The following is a 14,445-nucleotide window of genomic DNA, read 5'->3' on the forward strand; positions in this document are numbered from 1 at the left end:
CCCCGGCACTGGCGACCCGCGGCTTCTCTGAAGAGGCATTCGCCGAGGTTGCGGAGATTATTGCTCAGGCGTTGATTGCTGGTGCTGAGGGTAATGCGGCGGTGTTGCCGGAGCTGAAGGATCGTGTTCTGAAGCTTGCCGCGGCCCACCCGCTGTACCCGAACCTGAAGAAGATTGGAGAATAGCCATGGCTGATCTGCTGCCTGAGCACCCGGAATTCCTCTGGGCCAACCCGGAACCGAAGAAATCCTACGACGCAGTGATCGTCGGAGGCGGCGGCCACGGCCTGGCTACCGCCTACTTCCTGGCCAAGAACCACGGCATCACCAACGTCGCCGTCCTGGAAAAGGGCTGGCTGGCCGGCGGGAACATGGCCCGCAACACCACCATCATCCGTTCCAACTACCTCTGGGACGAGTCGGCGGGCATCTACGAGAAGTCGCTGAAGCTGTGGGAGCAGCTGCCCGAGGACCTGGAATACGACTTCCTGTTCTCCCAGCGCGGCGTGATGAACCTGGCCCACACCCTGGGCGACGTGCGCGAATCCGTGCGCCGCGTGGAAGCGAACAAGCTTAACGGCGTGGATGCCGAATGGCTGGACCCTTCCCAGGTCAAGGAAGCCTGCCCGATCATCAACATCGGCGACGACATCCGCTACCCGGTCATGGGCGCGACCTGGCAGCCGCGTGCCGGCATCGCCAAGCACGACCACGTGGCCTGGGCCTTCGCCCGCAAGGCCAACGAGCTGGGCGTGGATATCATCCAGAACTGCGAAGTCACCGGCTTCATCAAGGACGGCGAGAAGGTCACCGGCGTGAAGACCACCCGCGGCACCATCCACGCGGGCAAGGTCGCCCTGGCTGGGGCAGGGCACTCCTCGGTGCTGGCCGAAATGGCCGGCTTCGAACTGCCGATCCAGTCCCACCCGCTGCAGGCACTGGTCTCCGAGCTGTTCGAACCGGTGCACCCGACGGTGGTCATGTCCAACCACATCCACGTCTACGTCTCCCAGGCCCACAAGGGGGAGCTGGTCATGGGCGCGGGCATCGACAACTACAACGGCTACGGGCAGCGCGGCGCTTTCCACGTCATCCAGGAGCAGATGGCCGCGGCCGTGGAGCTGTTCCCGATCTTCGCCCGGGCGCATGTGCTGCGCACCTGGGGCGGCATCGTGGACACCACCATGGACGCCTCGCCGATCATCTCCAAGACCCCGATCCAGAACCTGTACGTGAACTGCGGCTGGGGCACCGGCGGATTCAAGGGCACCCCGGGTGCCGGATTCACCCTGGCGCACACCATCGCCAACGACGAGCCGCACGAGCTGAACAAGCCGTTCAGCCTGGATCGCTTCGAAACCGGCCACCTGATCGACGAGCACGGCGCAGCAGCCGTCGCACACTAGGAGCAACCGCCATGATGCTGATTGATTGCCCGAACTGCGGGCCACGCAATGAGAACGAATTCAAGTACGGGGGAGAAGCCCACGTGGCCTACCCGGCGGACCCGAGCTCCCTGAGCGACAAGGAATGGTCCCGCTACCTGTTCTACCGGCAGAACAAGAAGGGCATCTTCGCCGAACGCTGGGTCCACGCCGGCGGCTGCCGCAAGTGGTTCAACGCCCTGCGCGACACCGTCACCTACGAGTTCAAGGCCATCTACCAGGCCAGCGAACCACGCCCCGAACTGAGCACCACCGACATCCGCAGCGCCGAAGGAGGCACCCGATGAGCAAGCCGCAACGCCTGCCTGCAGCGCAGAGCACCCGCGCCCGCATCAACCGCGAGGAACCACTGGCCCTGTCCATTGGCGGCGCGCAGCTCTCCGCTTTCCGCGGCGACACCGTGGCCAGCGCCATGCTGGCCAACGGGCTGCGCAAGGCCGGCAACTCGCTGTACCTGGACCGCCCGCGCGGCATCTTCGCCGCCGGGGTCGAGGAGCCCAACGCGCTGGTCACCGTCGGCGCCCGGCATGAGCAGGACATCGACGAGTCGATGCTGCCGGCCACCACCGTTGCGGTCACCGACGGGCTGGACGCCACCTTGCTTTCGGGCCTGGGCGTGCTTGACCCGGCCACCGATCCGGCCTACTACGACCACGTGCACGTGCACACCGACGTGCTGGTGGTCGGCGCCGGTCCGGCCGGCCTGGCCGCGGCCCGCGAAGCCTCGCGCTCCGGGGCCCGGGTGATGCTGCTCGACGAGCGCGCCGAGGCCGGGGGTACCTTGCTGGACACCGCCGGGGAGCAGATCGACGGCCTGGACAGCAGCCAGTGGATCGAGCAGGTCACCGGCGAACTGGCCGCGGCCGAGGAAACCACCCACCTGCAGCGCACCACCGTCTTCGGGTCCTACGACGCGAACTACCTGATCGCCGCGCAGCGCCGCACCGTGCACCTTGACGGTCCGTCCGGGCCCGGGGTATCCCGCGAGCGCATCTGGCATATCCGCGCCCAGCAGGTGGTGCTGACCACCGGCGCCCACGAGCGCCCGATCGTCTTCGAGAACAACGACCGCCCGGGCATCATGCTCGCCGGCGCGGTGCGCAGCTACCTGAACCGCTACGGCGTGCGCGCCGGGCAGAAGATCGCCGTGGCCACCACCAACGACTCGGCCTACGAGCTGGTAGCCGAACTGGCGGCCAGCGGCGGGGTGGTTGCCGTGATCGACGCCCGGCAGAACATTTCGGCCGCCGCCGCGGCCGCCGTGGCCGAGGGAGTCACCGTGATCCCGGGTTCGGTGGTGGTGGATACCGAAGCGGATGCCGAGGGCGAGCTGTCGGCCATCGTGGTCGCAACGCTCGACGAGCACCGCGAACTGGGGGCCGCCCAGCGCTTCGAAGCCGATGTGCTGGCCGTGGCCGGCGGCTTCAACCCGGTGGTGCACCTGCACTCCCAGCGCCAGGGCAAGCTGGACTGGGATACCACCATCCACGCCTTCGTCCCGGCCGCCGCGGTGGCCAACCAGCACCTGGCCGGCGCGGTGACCGGGCGCCTGGATACCGCCAGCGCCCTGTCCACCGGGGCCGCCACCGGCGCCGCGGCTGCCACCGCGGCAGGATTCGCCACCGTGGCCCGCACCCCGCAGGCGCTGGAGACCGCGCTGGGCCAGACCCGTCCGGTCTGGCTGGTGCCATCGGCCAAGGGCGATGACGCCGCGAACTACACCGCCCACTTCGTGGACCTGCAGCGCGACCAGTCCGTGGCCGACGTGCTGCGCGCCACCGGTGCGGGCATGAAGTCGGTGGAGCACATCAAGCGGTACACCTCGATCTCCACCGCCAACGACCAGGGCAAGACCTCCGGGGTAGCGGCGATCGGCGTGATCGCCGCGGTGCTGGGCATCGAGAACCCGGCGCAGATCGGCACCACCACCTTCCGCGCCCCCTACACCCCGGTGGCCTTCGCGGCCCTGGCCGGGCGCAACCGCGGGCAGCAGCTGGATGCGGCGCGCATCACCGCGATGCACTCCTGGCACCTGGCCCACGGCGCGGCCTTCGAGGACGTCGGGCAGTGGAAGCGCCCCTGGTACTACCCGCAGCCGGGGGAAACCATGGACCAGGCGGTCTACCGCGAGTCCGCCGCGGTGCGCGCTTCGGTGGGCATGCTCGATGCGAGCACGCTGGGCAAGATCGAGATCCGCGGGGCGGATGCGGCCGAGTTCCTGAACCGCATCTACACCAACGGCTACACCAAGCTGAAGGTCGGCATGGGCCGCTACGGCGTGATGTGCAAGGCCGACGGCATGATCTTCGACGACGGGGTAGCCCTGCGCCTGGCGCAGGACCGCTTCTTGCTGCACACCACCACCGGCGGCGCGGGCGACGTGCTGGACTGGCTGGAGGAGTGGCTGCAGACCGAATGGCCCGAGCTGGATGTCGTGTGCACCTCGGTCACCGAGCAGCTGGCCACCGTCGCGGTGGTCGGGCCGAAATCGCGCGAGGTGATCGCCAAGGTCGCCTCCACCGTGGACGTGTCCAACGAGGGCTTCAAGTTCATGGCCTTCAAGGACGTGGTGCTGGATTCCGGGATCGAAGCGCGCATCTCGCGCATTTCCTTCTCCGGGGAGCTGGCCTTCGAAATCGCGGTGCCGGCCTGGCACGGGCTGCGCGTCTGGGAAGACGTGTACGCCGCCGGCCAGGAATACGGCATCACCCCGTACGGCACCGAAACCATGCACGTGCTGCGCGCCGAGAAGGGCTTCATCATCGTCGGGCAGGACACCGACGGCACGGTGACCCCGCAGGATGCCGGCATGGAATGGGTGGTCTCCAAGGTCAAGGACTTCATCGGCAACCGCTCCTACTCCCGGGCGGACAACCTCCGGGAGGACCGCAAGCACCTGGTCTCGGTGCTGCCGGTGGACAAGTCCCTGCGGCTGCCCGAGGGCGCCGCGCTGGTGGCCGCCGACGCGGTGGCCGCCGAGGGCATCACCCCGATGGAAGGCTGGGTCACCAGCTTCTACGACTCGCCGGCGCTGGGACGCACCTTCGGCCTGGCGCTGATCAAGAACGGGCGCAGCCGCATTGGCGAAGTGCTCAAGACCCCGGTGGGCGGCCAGCTGGTCGACGTCGAAGTCTGTGAAACCGTGCTCTACGACCCGGAAGGAAGCCGTCGCGATGGCTAGCAACACCATGATTGACAGCGAAGTACGCCGTTCCCCCGCGCAGCACCTGGCCCAGGAAATGGAAGCGGCCAGCATCGCCGGCCGCGTGGGCCTGCGCGAAATCGCCTTCGCCACCCAGATCTCGCTTCGCTGCGCGCCGGGCAGTCCGGCGCATGCGGCGGTGGCCGCGGCCACCGGCGTGGGCTTGCCCGCCGCGGTGGGCCAGGTGGCCGGCGAGGTGCCGGGCATTGCGGTGCTGTGGCTGGCGCCGGATGAGTTCCTGGCCACCAGTGCCGGGAACGCCGAGCTGGCCGGGGCGCTGACCGCGGCCCTGGGCGAGCAGCCCGGGCAGGTGGTGGACCTCTCGGCCAACCGCAGCGTGCTGGAACTTTCCGGCCCGGATGCGCCGCTGGTGCTGCGCAAGAGCTGCCCGGCGGATCTGCACCCGCGCGCCTTCGGGGTGAACCAGGCGATCAGCACCTCGCTGGCGAATATTCCGGTGCTGCTGTGGCGCACCGGTGAGCAGAGCTGGCGGATCATGCCGCGCGCCTCGTTCACCGAGCACGCCGTGCGCTGGCTGCTCGATGCCATGGCAGAGTTCGCCGCGCCAGCGGTGCCATAGCCCGGCCTTGCGCGGTGCGCGCAGCGCACGGTGATCCTGCGCTAGCTGCCCTCGTCGATGGCCCGGTAGCGCTGCTGGGCATCAACCGATTCGACCGCGTCGAGATCCCGCAGCGCTGCGGCTACCTGCTCGCTGCCCTCGCCAATAATCTGGCCCAGGGCAGCGAGCACCTGCTTAACCTGCAGTCCGCGGGCTTGCAGCTGGTCAACGATGGATTCGGGGGCCACGCTGGCCACCACGGTGACCACGTAGATGTGCACCTGGACGCCGCACATCCTAGTGGCCTTCCGCCCCGGCCGGGGCTTGGGCCAGCCCGGCACCGGCATCCTCAGCAGGCAGCGCGGCATCGCGGGAGGTGGACAGGAGCTTGTCCCACAGCTCTTGGGCACGCAGCCCGGTGGATTCGGCCAGCAGCGCGGCCACGCCGGCCACATGCGGGGTGGCCATGGAGGTGCCGCTGATCGTGTTGTAGCGTTTTTCTCCCGGCCAAGCAGAGTAGATGTCCACGCCGGGGCCGGCGATATCCACTGCGCCGCCCTGGGCATCCAGCGCCTGTGCCGAGAAGTCGGCGACGGCCAGGTGCGGATCCACGGCGGCCACCGCCATGATGTAGGGGCTGTTGGCCGGGGCGCCGACGAACCCCGGGTTCCCGGCGGAGCGCTGCGCGTTGTTGCCGGCGGCGGCCACGATCAGCGAGCCCAGCTCCAGGGCGCGCCGCCCAGCGGTGACATAGGGCGGGTGCACGGTTCTCACGTCGGCACCGAGGGACATCGAGATGACCTCGCACTTGTTTTCCAGCGCCCAGTTGATTCCGGCCAGGATCGTGGAGTCGGAGCCCGATCCGTTGCTGCCCAGCACCTTTCCGGCGAAGATATTGGCCTCGGTGGCGACCCCATAGCCCGGTCCCTGCCGCGGGTCGCGCGGACCGCAGGCGGTGCCGATGCAGTGGGTGCCATGCCCATGGCCGTCGTTGGCGTCCTCGCCATCGACAAAGGACTTGGCATCCACGGTGCGGCCGGCGAAATCCGGGTGCGCGCTGTCGAAGCCGGTATCCAGCACAGCCACGTTGATTCCCTTGCCCGTGTAGCTGGACAGCTCTGCGCCCACCGCTTGCAGGCCCCAGGTGAATTCCGCGGTGTCCGCGAACGGGGACTGGCCCGGGGCCTTGGCGGCATCGGGCAGAATCCGGTAGACCAGTTCCGGCACCACCGAGGCCGGCAGCCGATGCCCGGCGCAGCGCTGGCGGAAGTCCTCCAGCTGCTCGGTGCCGCTGGAGACCACCGCGATGCCCAGCATCGGGAAGTATTCGCTGGTGGAGTAGCCCTGCTCGGCCAGCAGCTGGGGCAGTTCGGTGTCGCGTTGGACTTGGGCCAGGCCAGAGGCGCCGGCAGCTGGCTGGTCGAAGACGAGCACGTAGCGGCCCGGGACTTCAGCGGCTTCGGTGCTTTGGTGGCGGGAAGTATGCATGGCTGGCTCCTTAGCTGGTTTTCCGGCACACGCCGTGCGTGCTTGGCGAGTTACTTCGCACCCTACCCGCTGCGCCAGACGTTTAGCCCGGGGCGGTGAGGACTTTGCGCAAACTCCCATTCCCGGCTTCGCAAGCTTTTTATCGCAGATCAGCTTGCTTCTGGGCGCACAAGCTACAAGGGTGTAAAGCAGAAGGACAACAATGCAAGGAAGGTTGGAGACGATGACCCAGAAAATCGACGACTCGGACTCCGCGGAGTCCAACAGCGAGCTGCCAAGGCCGCTGGACGCGGAGCCGGAGGCATCCCCGCATACTGCGCCGATTCCGGTGCATATGCATATTGCAGAAAATGACACCGACGCGCAGATCACCGCGAAGCTGCGCCGGCAGGGCGTGCGCCTGGGCAAGGGCGGGATCGCTCCGGCGGTCTTCTGGCCGGCGCTGGTCGTGATCCTCGCGGTGGCCGTGTTCGCCATCGTGCTGCCGGATACCGCAAGCACTACGTTCAACGCGATGCAGAACTGGATCGTGACGAACCTGGGCTGGTACTACATGCTGATCATCGGCGGCTTCGTGGCTTTGGTGATCGTCATCGGCTTCTCCAAGCTGGGCCGGATCACCCTGGGCAATGACGGGGAGAAGCCTGAATTCGGGCTGTTCAGCTGGTTTGCGATGCTCTTCGCCGCCGGCATGGGCATCGGCCTGGTCTTCTACGGAGTGGGCGAACCGCTGATGTACGCCACCGTCGACCCGAAGCCCGGATGGGAAGGCACCGAAGGGGAACTGGCGGGCTTGGCCATGGCCCAGACCTTCATCCACTGGGGCTTGCATCCGTGGGCCATCTACGCAGTCATCGGCTTGGCCCTGGCCTATGCGATCCACCGCCGTGGCCGCCCGGTCTCCATCCGATGGGCGCTGGAACCGGTGCTCGGGGAGCGGGTCAAGGGCTGGCTGGGCGATGTGATCGACGTGCTGGCCATCTTCGGCACGGTCTTCGGCATCGCGACCTCGCTGGGCCTGGGCGTGCAGCAGATCAGCTCGGGACTGCAATCCATCGGGCTGGTGGATTCGGTGGACAACACGCTGCTGGTCATCCTCATCGTCGTGATCACTTTCCTGGCCACCATGAGCGTGGTCAGCGGCCTGGGCGCAGGCATCAAGTGGCTCTCGAACATCAACCTGTCCATGGCCGGGCTGCTGATGATCAGCGTGCTGCTGTTGGGCCCGACGCTGTTCCTGTTCCAGAACTTCGTGCAGTCCCTGGGCGTGTACCTGGCCAATTGGATGAACATGACCTTCGACGTCGGCGCCTTCCAGCAGAGCGAGGAAGCGCAGACCTGGTTCTCCGGCTGGACGGTCTTCTACTGGGGCTGGTGGATCGCATGGGCCCCGTTCGTGGGCATCTTCATCGCCCGCATTTCGCGCGGCCGCACCGTGCGCCAGTTCGTTTTGGGCGTGCTGCTGGTGCCGACCATCGTCGGTTTCCTCTGGTTCTCCGTGATGGGCGGCGCGGGGCTGTACCGCCAGTTCTTCGGAGCGGGGGACATGGTCCAGGACGGGGCGGTTTCCGCCGAGGGCTCGCTGTTCCAGATCCTGCAGGACCTGCCATTGGGATCGATCCTCTCGGTGATGGCAATCATCCTGGTGGCGATCTTCTTCATCACCTCCTCGGACTCCGGGTCGCTGGTGGTGGACATGCTGGCTTCCGGCGGGCACCCGAACCCGCCGACCTGGTCCCGCGTGCTGTGGGCGGTGCTCGAGGGCTTGCTCGCCGCGGCGCTGCTGATGGCTGGCGGATTGCAGGCGCTGCAGGCCGGTTCGCTGGCCACGGCGCTGCCCTTCAGCATCATCATGATCATGATGGCGGTGGCGACCATCAAGGGGCTGCGCCACGAGAGCAAGACGCTGGAGATCATCGAGGCCAAGCTCCGCCTCGAGCGGGTCACCGAGCACGTCTCCGACGAGCTGTGGGCCACGCTCGAAGACCAGCCGGAGCTGCGCCGCTACGTCGATGACCGCATCGACTACCGGGTGACGCGCACCCGCGGTGCCTTTGGCCGCCGCGAGGAGAACGCAGACCGCGGGCGCCGGAAGAAGGACGGCGAGCGGTAGCATCCGCCAGGGCAGGCGGATGCCTGACAGCCGGCGAGCTGGCCGCAGGCAGCGGCCCGCTCGCCGGTTTCTTCTTTTCCCGGCAGTGAACTGGCCAGAGGTTGCCAAGCTGGCCATGGGGTGTGAGGATCAAAGTACATCGTCGTTGAGCAGTGGGGTGCAGCATGGAATCGATCGTTGTCCTTGGTGGCGGCCTGGCCGCCGCGAGCGTTGTCGGCGAACTGCGCGAGCTCGGCTACACCGGGGCGCTGAGCTTGGTCAGCGAGGAAACGCAGCTGCCCTATGAGCGCCCGCCGCTGTCCAAGGGGTTCTTGCAGGGCAAGGAGGAACCGGCGGACTTCACCGTCCATGACGCGTCCTGGTACGCAAGCCATGATGTCGCATTGCGCCTGGGCGTCGCCGCCACCAGCATCGAAACCGCCAAGCGGCAGGTGCTGCTGGCCGATGGCAGCGCACTGGACTACGACCAGCTGGTGCTGGCCACCGGTTCGCGGGCCAGCCTGGGCGGCCGAACCCCGATACCCGGTTACGACCTGCCCGCAGTGCACGTGCTGCGCACCTTGGACGATGCGAAGTCCCTGCGTGCGGAACTGGTCGAGGGCGCCCAGGTGGCGGTGGTGGGTTCGGGCTGGATCGGCATGGAAGTGGCGGCCGCCGCCCGCCAGCGCGGGGCAAGGGTGACTGTCTACTCGCCCTCCGAGGTCCCTTTGGCCAAGGTGTTCGGCGAACGGCTTGGAAATCACCTCTTGGAGCTGCACCAGTCCCATGGCGTGGACGTGCGCACTGCACGGGTGCACGGCATCGAAGAAGCCGACGGGCACCTGCAGGTGCTTTCCGATGCGGGCTCCTCGCGTGCCGATCTGGTGCTGCTGGCCATGGGCGCGCAGCCGAATGTGCAGCTGGCCGAGGCTGCCGGGCTGGAAGTGGACTCCGGCGTTGTGGTGGATGCCTCGCTGCGCAGCAGCGACGCGCGGATACTTGCCGTGGGGGACATTGCCCAGGCCTTCAACACCGTATTGCACAGGCAGCTGCGCGTCGAGCACTGGGATAACGCGATTCGCCAAGGCAAGCTGGCCGCGGCCACACTGGCCGGGGAGGAAAGGTCCTATGACTGGCTTCCCTACTTCTTCACCGACCAATTCGATCTCGGGATGGAATATGTCGGCCATGGTTCGCCCGGGGATACAACGGTGGTGCGCGGGGATATGGAATCCGGGGAGTTCTTCATGTTCTGGCAGGACGGGTCGGAAATCACCGCTGCGGCGAACGTGAACATCTGGGATGTCAATGGCACCCTGCGCGGTCTGGTGGGCCGGGAGATCGACGCTGACCGGCTCAGCGATCCTGCCATAGCGCTCAAGGATTTGTGAACCGCAGTTCCTTCGACCGGAACTGCCAACAAGGGAAGCAGGTAGAGCTGATGAGCACTATGGTCATGGGCGTGGAATCGGGCATGTCCCCGGCGGTATTTGCTGCGGCCGGTTCGCTGGCACGCGGGCTGAATGCACGATTGGTGTGCATCCACGTTGATTCCGGGCGCCTGATTACCGACAAGCTGTCCGAGGGCGACCTGCTGGCTTCGGCCAGCCCGGTCTCCGAGGAACTCGCCTGGGAAATCACCTCGGTGATTACCGGTGTCGAGCTCGAGAGCTATACCGTGGCCGGCGACCCTGCCAAGGTGCTGGCCGCGGTAGCCGAGCAGCTCGATGCGCAGATGATCGTCGTCGGCACCCGCCGTCCGGGGATCCGCAGCAAGATGGCCCAGCTGATGGACGGGTCGATCGCCGTGGCGCTGGCCCACAAGCAGCATCGTCCGGTGCTGGTGATCCCGCAGCAGCCTGCACAAGAGAACGAACTGCCCTGGGACTAGCTGGCTGGCTTCATCTCGAAGTACAAGTCCAGATGCAATTTGCAGCCGGGATTGAACAGGGCCTGGCAGTTCGGGCAGGAACTGGCATCGAGGTACTTCGCCGGGCTCAGCTGCGTGCTGCAGACCCCGCAGAGCACGGCGGGTTCATCGAACCGGTCCGCCGGCCACGGCGTTGCCTCGTGATCGGCCAGTTCGCCATGGCATAGGTGGCAGGGGCAGAAGGTGGCGCAGCAGTCGTGCTTCAGCGCGATCACATCGAACAAGGAGCGGTAGTGGGCGCAACGGGTTTGCGCATCCATGCGCACGCCTCGCAACGCCACCTCGTGCACGGGGTTTTCCCAAGCCGTCATCCTCGACCTTTCATGCAGCCGCCGCTGCGTGTGCAAAAATGCACGCTGAATGTGCAGAATCCGCCTCCCAGTATGCCTCGTTTCGCCTATCTTTCGCGATGTGATCTAGGCCATACTCGCTGATGAGGCCGGTTCCAAAGGGGGGACTGGCGTGGGCGGAAGGAACGCACAGTGGCAAGCGAAACGTCATCGAAGGCCGAGCGCAAGGGATTGCGCCGGGTCGTAGCAGCCTCCATGGCTGGCACCGTCGTCGAATGGTATGAATTCTTCCTCTACGCGACCGCGGCAACCCTGGTCTTCAACAAGATCTTCTTTCCGGATACCGGCAACGATCTGGATAACATCATCAAGGCCTTCCTGACCTACGCGGTCGGTTTCATTGCCCGCCCCATCGGCGGCATCGTCTTCGGCCACTTCGGCGACAAGTACGGGCGCAAGCACCTGCTGCAGGTGGCGATCGTGCTGGTCGGCGCAACCACCTTCCTGATGGGCTGCCTGCCCACCTTCGACTCCATCGGCTATGCCGCACCGATCCTGCTGATCGTGCTGCGCTTCGCCCAGGGCTTCGCCGTGGGCGGGGAATGGGGAGGCGCGGTGCTGCTGGTGGCCGAGCACGCGCCGAACACGGAACGCGGCTTCTGGTCCTCCTGGCCGCAGGCCGCAGTGCCGGTGGGCAACCTGCTGGCCACCGTGGTGCTGCTGGTGCTCTCGGCAACGCTGAGCGAAGCGGCCTTCCTGGCGTGGGGCTGGCGCATCGGCTTCTGGCTCTCGGTGGTGATTGTGGTCGTCGGCTACTACATCCGCACCCGCGTTTCCGATGCCCCGATCTTCAAGGAAGCCAAGGCTGAGCTGGAGCAGAACGCGGCAGCCGGCTACGGCGTGGGCGAAGTCTTCAAGCGCTACCCGCGCGGGGTGTTCACCGCCATGGGCCTGCGCTTCGGGGAGAACATCATGTACTACATGGTGGTGACCTTCTCCATCACCTACATGGCCACCCAGCTGGACATGGACACCTCCACGATCCTTGGCCTGATGCTCATTGCCCACGTGATCCACGCGATCCTGGTGCCGATCGTCGGCCGTTTCACCGACACTCTCGGCCGCCGCCCGGTCTACGCCACCGGCGTGGTGCTCATGGCCGTCTGGGGCGTGGCGGCCTTCCCGCTGTTCAATACCGCCAACGATGCGGTCATCCTGGCCACCATCGTGCTGGGCTTGGGTGTGCACGCGCTGATGTACGCCGGGCAGCCGGCCATCATGGCCGAGATGTTCCCGACCCGCATGCGCTACTCGGGCGTCTCGCTGGGCTACCAGGTCACCTCGATCGTGGCCGGGTCCATGGCCCCGATCATCGCCACCTTCTTGCTCAAAGTCTACGGATCCTGGGTTCCGGTGGCCGGCTACATCGTGTTCGCCGCCCTGGTCACCCTGGTGGCCGTGTTCTTCATGAAGGAAACCAAGGGGCTGGACCTCGGCGAGATCGACGAGGCGGACCGGCTGGCAGTGAACGGCGAAAATGCCGCCCGCGATGAACTGAAGATGCAGAAGTAAGCCGCAAGATCCAGCACGACGCCGAAGGCCAGCTCCACGGAAGGGGCTGGCCTTGGGCGTGTTCGGTGGCCTGCGGGCTGGTCATTGGCTTGCGCTGCCGTTGCCGATCTGCGAGTCTGGCAGCCAAGAAGGATGGGGTTTGAGTGGACATCACTGTCCCCAGCATGATGCGATTGCGGGGTGCACGGGCAGATGGGAATCGAGTACCTGTTGGCGTTCCTGTTCGGTATTGGCTTCGTTGCCGCTTGCGCTTCATACGGGCGGCGCCGGAGCAGCAAGAAGAATAATGAAAAGTAGCCAAGTTTGCCGTCGGGGTTCGGCATGAAGCGGTGCAGGCTGCATATCTTCGGTGCCAGCGGCAGTGGCACCACGACCCTCGCGCGCGCCGTGGCCGATGCCTGGTCCGTGCCGCATGCCGATAGCGACGACTACTTCTGGGTTCCCACCGATCCTCCATACCGCCAGCAGCGTGCGCCGGCTGCCCGAACCATGCTCATGAACCAGGTCTTCGTTCCGCGCAAAGCCTGGGTACTGTCCGGATCAGTGCAGGGATGGGGAGAAGAAGTCCTGTCGCAGTGCGATGCCTTCGTTTTTCTGGCGCTGGATCCCCAAGTGCGCCTGCGCCGTCTCGCAGAACGCGAGAAGCAGCGCCTGAGCGGGCAATCCCTGGAACGCGGAGCCCTGGAAAAATTCATGGCGTGGGCAGCTGGCTACGATGACCCGGACTTCAGCGGACGCAGCCACGCCCGCCATGAGGCCTGGCTGGAGAACGAAGTCCGTCCGGTGCTCCGTCTGGACAGCGCCCGATCAGTGGCGCAGCTGCTGCAGGCCATCGTGGACTGGGAACCGGCCGGGCCAAGGTGAACGGCGCCTAGCCGGAGGACAGGTTGTACGCCGGGAATGGCGGGATGAACCAGTCGCCGGCGGTGGCCGCATCGTTGAGCGCGCGCACCGTTTCCTGGACGGCGCGGCTGCGCAAGGCTTCTTCGCGGCCCACCAGCCAGTACTCGGAATGGTAGGTGAACTGGTCATGGAGCACCGGCACCATATTCGGGTAGTGCTCCGAGAGGAAGGTGGGGAGCAAGCCGATGCCTGCATGGTTCATGGTGGCCGCGTATTGCACCGCGATGCTGGTGGAAGAAATCGCGCGGTGCATCGGCGGCAAGACGCTGGTGGCCTCGTCGAGCTTGTCCACCGTCAGTGCGGTGTCGATGTAGTAGTTCAGGCTATGCCCGGCCAGATCTTCCAGATGTTCTGGGGTGCCATGGGATTCCAGGTATTCGGCCGTGGCGTAGAGCCGCAACTCGTAATCCAGGAGTTTCGTGGAGGCTGCCTTGCGGACGCTGGGTTCGCCGATGACAATCTCCAAATCCATGCCGGTCCGCGTCTGCCGGGCCCTGGTGGTTTCCGAAACGATCTCGAAGACCAGTTGCGGATGCTTCGCCTGGAGCTTTGCCAGGGCCGGAGCCGCCAGATGGGCGCTGAAGGCGTCGGGGGCAGCGACGCGCACATGGCCGGCCAATGCGCCGGTGTCCTTCTCGGAGCCGATGGCTTCCACGGCCTGCTCGATGGCTTCCGCGCTCGACATGGCCCGGCGCCCCAGATCCGTCAGTTCCCAGCCGTTGGGGGAGCGCGTGAGCAGGTGGCCGCCCATGGCTTTTTGCAGTGCGTCGATGCGACGGGAAATCGTCGAGTGGTTCACCCCGAGAACGTTCGCGGCGGCGGTGTAGCGGCCCAGGCGCGCAACGGTGAGCAGGGCAATGAGGGATTCGAGATGGCGGTAATCGATCGGACGGTCCATGGTCCACAGTCTGCCATGCCTGGTGTGCGCTAGCGCACACTAGGCTTGCGCAATTGGCGTGCCCCAG

General features: G+C 66.4%; 13 protein-coding genes and 1 pseudogene. 10 read left to right on the top strand and 4 right to left on the bottom strand.

Features of this window, described 5'->3' with window-relative positions; all coding sequences use genetic code 11:
* The 5 genes and pseudogenes from ACIOTL_RS16490 to ACIOTL_RS16510 all read left to right on the top strand — a co-directional run.
* Positions 1-185: pseudogene (locus ACIOTL_RS16490) on the top strand (serine hydroxymethyltransferase); the annotation flags it as partial.
* Positions 186-187: 2 nt separating this feature from the next.
* Positions 188-1,405, top strand: coding sequence for a sarcosine oxidase subunit beta family protein (locus ACIOTL_RS16495; protein WP_359192659.1), 1,218 nt, complete (start codon positions 188-190; stop codon positions 1,403-1,405).
* Positions 1,406-1,416: 11 nt separating this feature from the next.
* A complete protein-coding gene (locus ACIOTL_RS16500) occupies positions 1,417-1,731 on the top strand; it encodes a sarcosine oxidase subunit delta (RefSeq protein WP_388025298.1) in 315 nt (104 codons plus the stop codon).
* On the top strand, positions 1,728-4,625 hold the full coding sequence (locus ACIOTL_RS16505; RefSeq protein WP_400343740.1) for a sarcosine oxidase subunit alpha family protein: 2,898 nt from the start codon (positions 1,728-1,730) through the stop codon (positions 4,623-4,625). Before ACIOTL_RS16500 ends, ACIOTL_RS16505 begins: the two co-directional genes overlap by 4 nt.
* Positions 4,618-5,226 (top strand): sarcosine oxidase subunit gamma, encoded by a 609-nt coding sequence (locus ACIOTL_RS16510; protein ID WP_388025294.1) that lies wholly within the window; start codon positions 4,618-4,620, stop codon positions 5,224-5,226. The genes ACIOTL_RS16505 and ACIOTL_RS16510 overlap by 8 nt, the downstream gene beginning before the upstream one ends.
* A 41-nt stretch (positions 5,227-5,267) precedes the next feature.
* On the opposite strand, the gene ACIOTL_RS16515 is transcribed toward ACIOTL_RS16510, so the two are convergent.
* Both ACIOTL_RS16515 and ACIOTL_RS16520 read right to left on the bottom strand, forming a co-directional pair.
* Positions 5,268-5,501 carry a hypothetical protein gene (locus ACIOTL_RS16515; RefSeq protein WP_388025292.1) on the bottom strand — a complete coding sequence of 78 codons (234 nt, stop codon included), beginning with the start codon at positions 5,499-5,501 and terminating at the stop codon, positions 5,268-5,270.
* A gap of 1 nt (position 5,502) precedes the next feature.
* The gene (locus tag ACIOTL_RS16520) at positions 5,503-6,693 is read right to left on the bottom strand and encodes a S8 family serine peptidase (RefSeq protein WP_400343744.1); all 1,191 of its coding nucleotides are present in this window, start codon (positions 6,691-6,693) and stop codon (positions 5,503-5,505) included.
* A gap of 223 nt (positions 6,694-6,916) precedes the next feature.
* On the opposite strand from ACIOTL_RS16520, the gene ACIOTL_RS16525 reads away from it, so the two are divergent.
* The 3 genes from ACIOTL_RS16525 (at position 6,917) to ACIOTL_RS16535 (ending at position 10,676) form a co-directional block, all read left to right on the top strand.
* A complete protein-coding gene (locus ACIOTL_RS16525) occupies positions 6,917-8,806 on the top strand; it encodes a BCCT family transporter (protein ID WP_400343747.1) in 1,890 nt (629 codons plus the stop codon).
* Positions 8,807-8,970: 164 nt separating this feature from the next.
* Complete coding sequence (locus tag ACIOTL_RS16530) at positions 8,971-10,176, top strand: NAD(P)/FAD-dependent oxidoreductase (protein ID WP_400343750.1); 1,206 nt, start codon at positions 8,971-8,973, stop codon at positions 10,174-10,176.
* Positions 10,177-10,226: 50 nt separating this feature from the next.
* Positions 10,227-10,676: a universal stress protein gene (locus ACIOTL_RS16535; RefSeq protein WP_105658893.1), complete on the top strand. Its 450-nt coding sequence runs from the start codon at positions 10,227-10,229 to the stop codon at positions 10,674-10,676.
* Here the strand turns inward: ACIOTL_RS16535 and ACIOTL_RS16540 are convergent.
* Positions 10,673-11,026, bottom strand: a complete 354-nt coding sequence (locus tag ACIOTL_RS16540; RefSeq protein WP_400343754.1) for a CHY zinc finger protein — start codon at positions 11,024-11,026, stop codon at positions 10,673-10,675. The two genes, ACIOTL_RS16535 and ACIOTL_RS16540, sit on opposite strands and share 4 nt — an antisense overlap.
* Positions 11,027-11,197: 171 nt before the next feature.
* Between ACIOTL_RS16540 and ACIOTL_RS16545 the strand changes: the two genes are divergently transcribed.
* Positions 11,198-12,577 (top strand): MFS transporter, encoded by a 1,380-nt coding sequence (locus tag ACIOTL_RS16545; protein WP_388025282.1) that lies wholly within the window; start codon positions 11,198-11,200, stop codon positions 12,575-12,577.
* A gap of 321 nt (positions 12,578-12,898) precedes the next feature.
* A complete protein-coding gene (locus tag ACIOTL_RS16550; protein ID WP_388025280.1) occupies positions 12,899-13,441 on the top strand; it encodes a hypothetical protein in 543 nt (180 codons plus the stop codon).
* Between the two features lie 7 nt (positions 13,442-13,448).
* Here the strand turns inward: ACIOTL_RS16550 and ACIOTL_RS16555 are convergent, their stop codons facing one another.
* Positions 13,449-14,378 (bottom strand): LysR family transcriptional regulator, encoded by a 930-nt coding sequence (locus tag ACIOTL_RS16555; protein WP_400343759.1) that lies wholly within the window; start codon positions 14,376-14,378, stop codon positions 13,449-13,451.
* Between the last annotated feature and the right edge of the window lie 67 nt (positions 14,379-14,445).

Origin of the sequence: Glutamicibacter sp. NPDC087673 (assembly GCF_044743255.1) — a bacterium.
In the GTDB taxonomy this organism is placed as follows: Bacteria; Actinomycetota; Actinomycetes; order Actinomycetales; family Micrococcaceae; genus Glutamicibacter.

Coding starts and splice junctions, on each gene's coding strand:
- ACIOTL_RS16505 (WP_400343740.1), top strand. CDS start 1,728: ATGAGCAAGCCGCAACGCCTGCCTGCAGCGCAGAGCACCCGCGCCCGC.
- ACIOTL_RS16530 (WP_400343750.1), top strand. CDS start 8,971: ATGGAATCGATCGTTGTCCTTGGTGGCGGCCTGGCCGCCGCGAGCGTT.
- ACIOTL_RS16500 (WP_388025298.1), top strand. CDS start 1,417: ATGATGCTGATTGATTGCCCGAACTGCGGGCCACGCAATGAGAACGAA.
- ACIOTL_RS16520 (WP_400343744.1), bottom strand. CDS start 6,693: ATGCATACTTCCCGCCACCAAAGCACCGAAGCCGCTGAAGTCCCGGGC.
- ACIOTL_RS16535 (WP_105658893.1), top strand. CDS start 10,227: ATGAGCACTATGGTCATGGGCGTGGAATCGGGCATGTCCCCGGCGGTA.
- ACIOTL_RS16495 (WP_359192659.1), top strand. CDS start 188: ATGGCTGATCTGCTGCCTGAGCACCCGGAATTCCTCTGGGCCAACCCG.
- ACIOTL_RS16540 (WP_400343754.1), bottom strand. CDS start 11,026: ATGACGGCTTGGGAAAACCCCGTGCACGAGGTGGCGTTGCGAGGCGTG.
- ACIOTL_RS16515 (WP_388025292.1), bottom strand. CDS start 5,501: ATGTGCGGCGTCCAGGTGCACATCTACGTGGTCACCGTGGTGGCCAGC.
- ACIOTL_RS16510 (WP_388025294.1), top strand. CDS start 4,618: ATGGCTAGCAACACCATGATTGACAGCGAAGTACGCCGTTCCCCCGCG.
- ACIOTL_RS16550 (WP_388025280.1), top strand. CDS start 12,899: ATGAAGCGGTGCAGGCTGCATATCTTCGGTGCCAGCGGCAGTGGCACC.
- ACIOTL_RS16555 (WP_400343759.1), bottom strand. CDS start 14,378: ATGGACCGTCCGATCGATTACCGCCATCTCGAATCCCTCATTGCCCTG.
- ACIOTL_RS16525 (WP_400343747.1), top strand. CDS start 6,917: ATGACCCAGAAAATCGACGACTCGGACTCCGCGGAGTCCAACAGCGAG.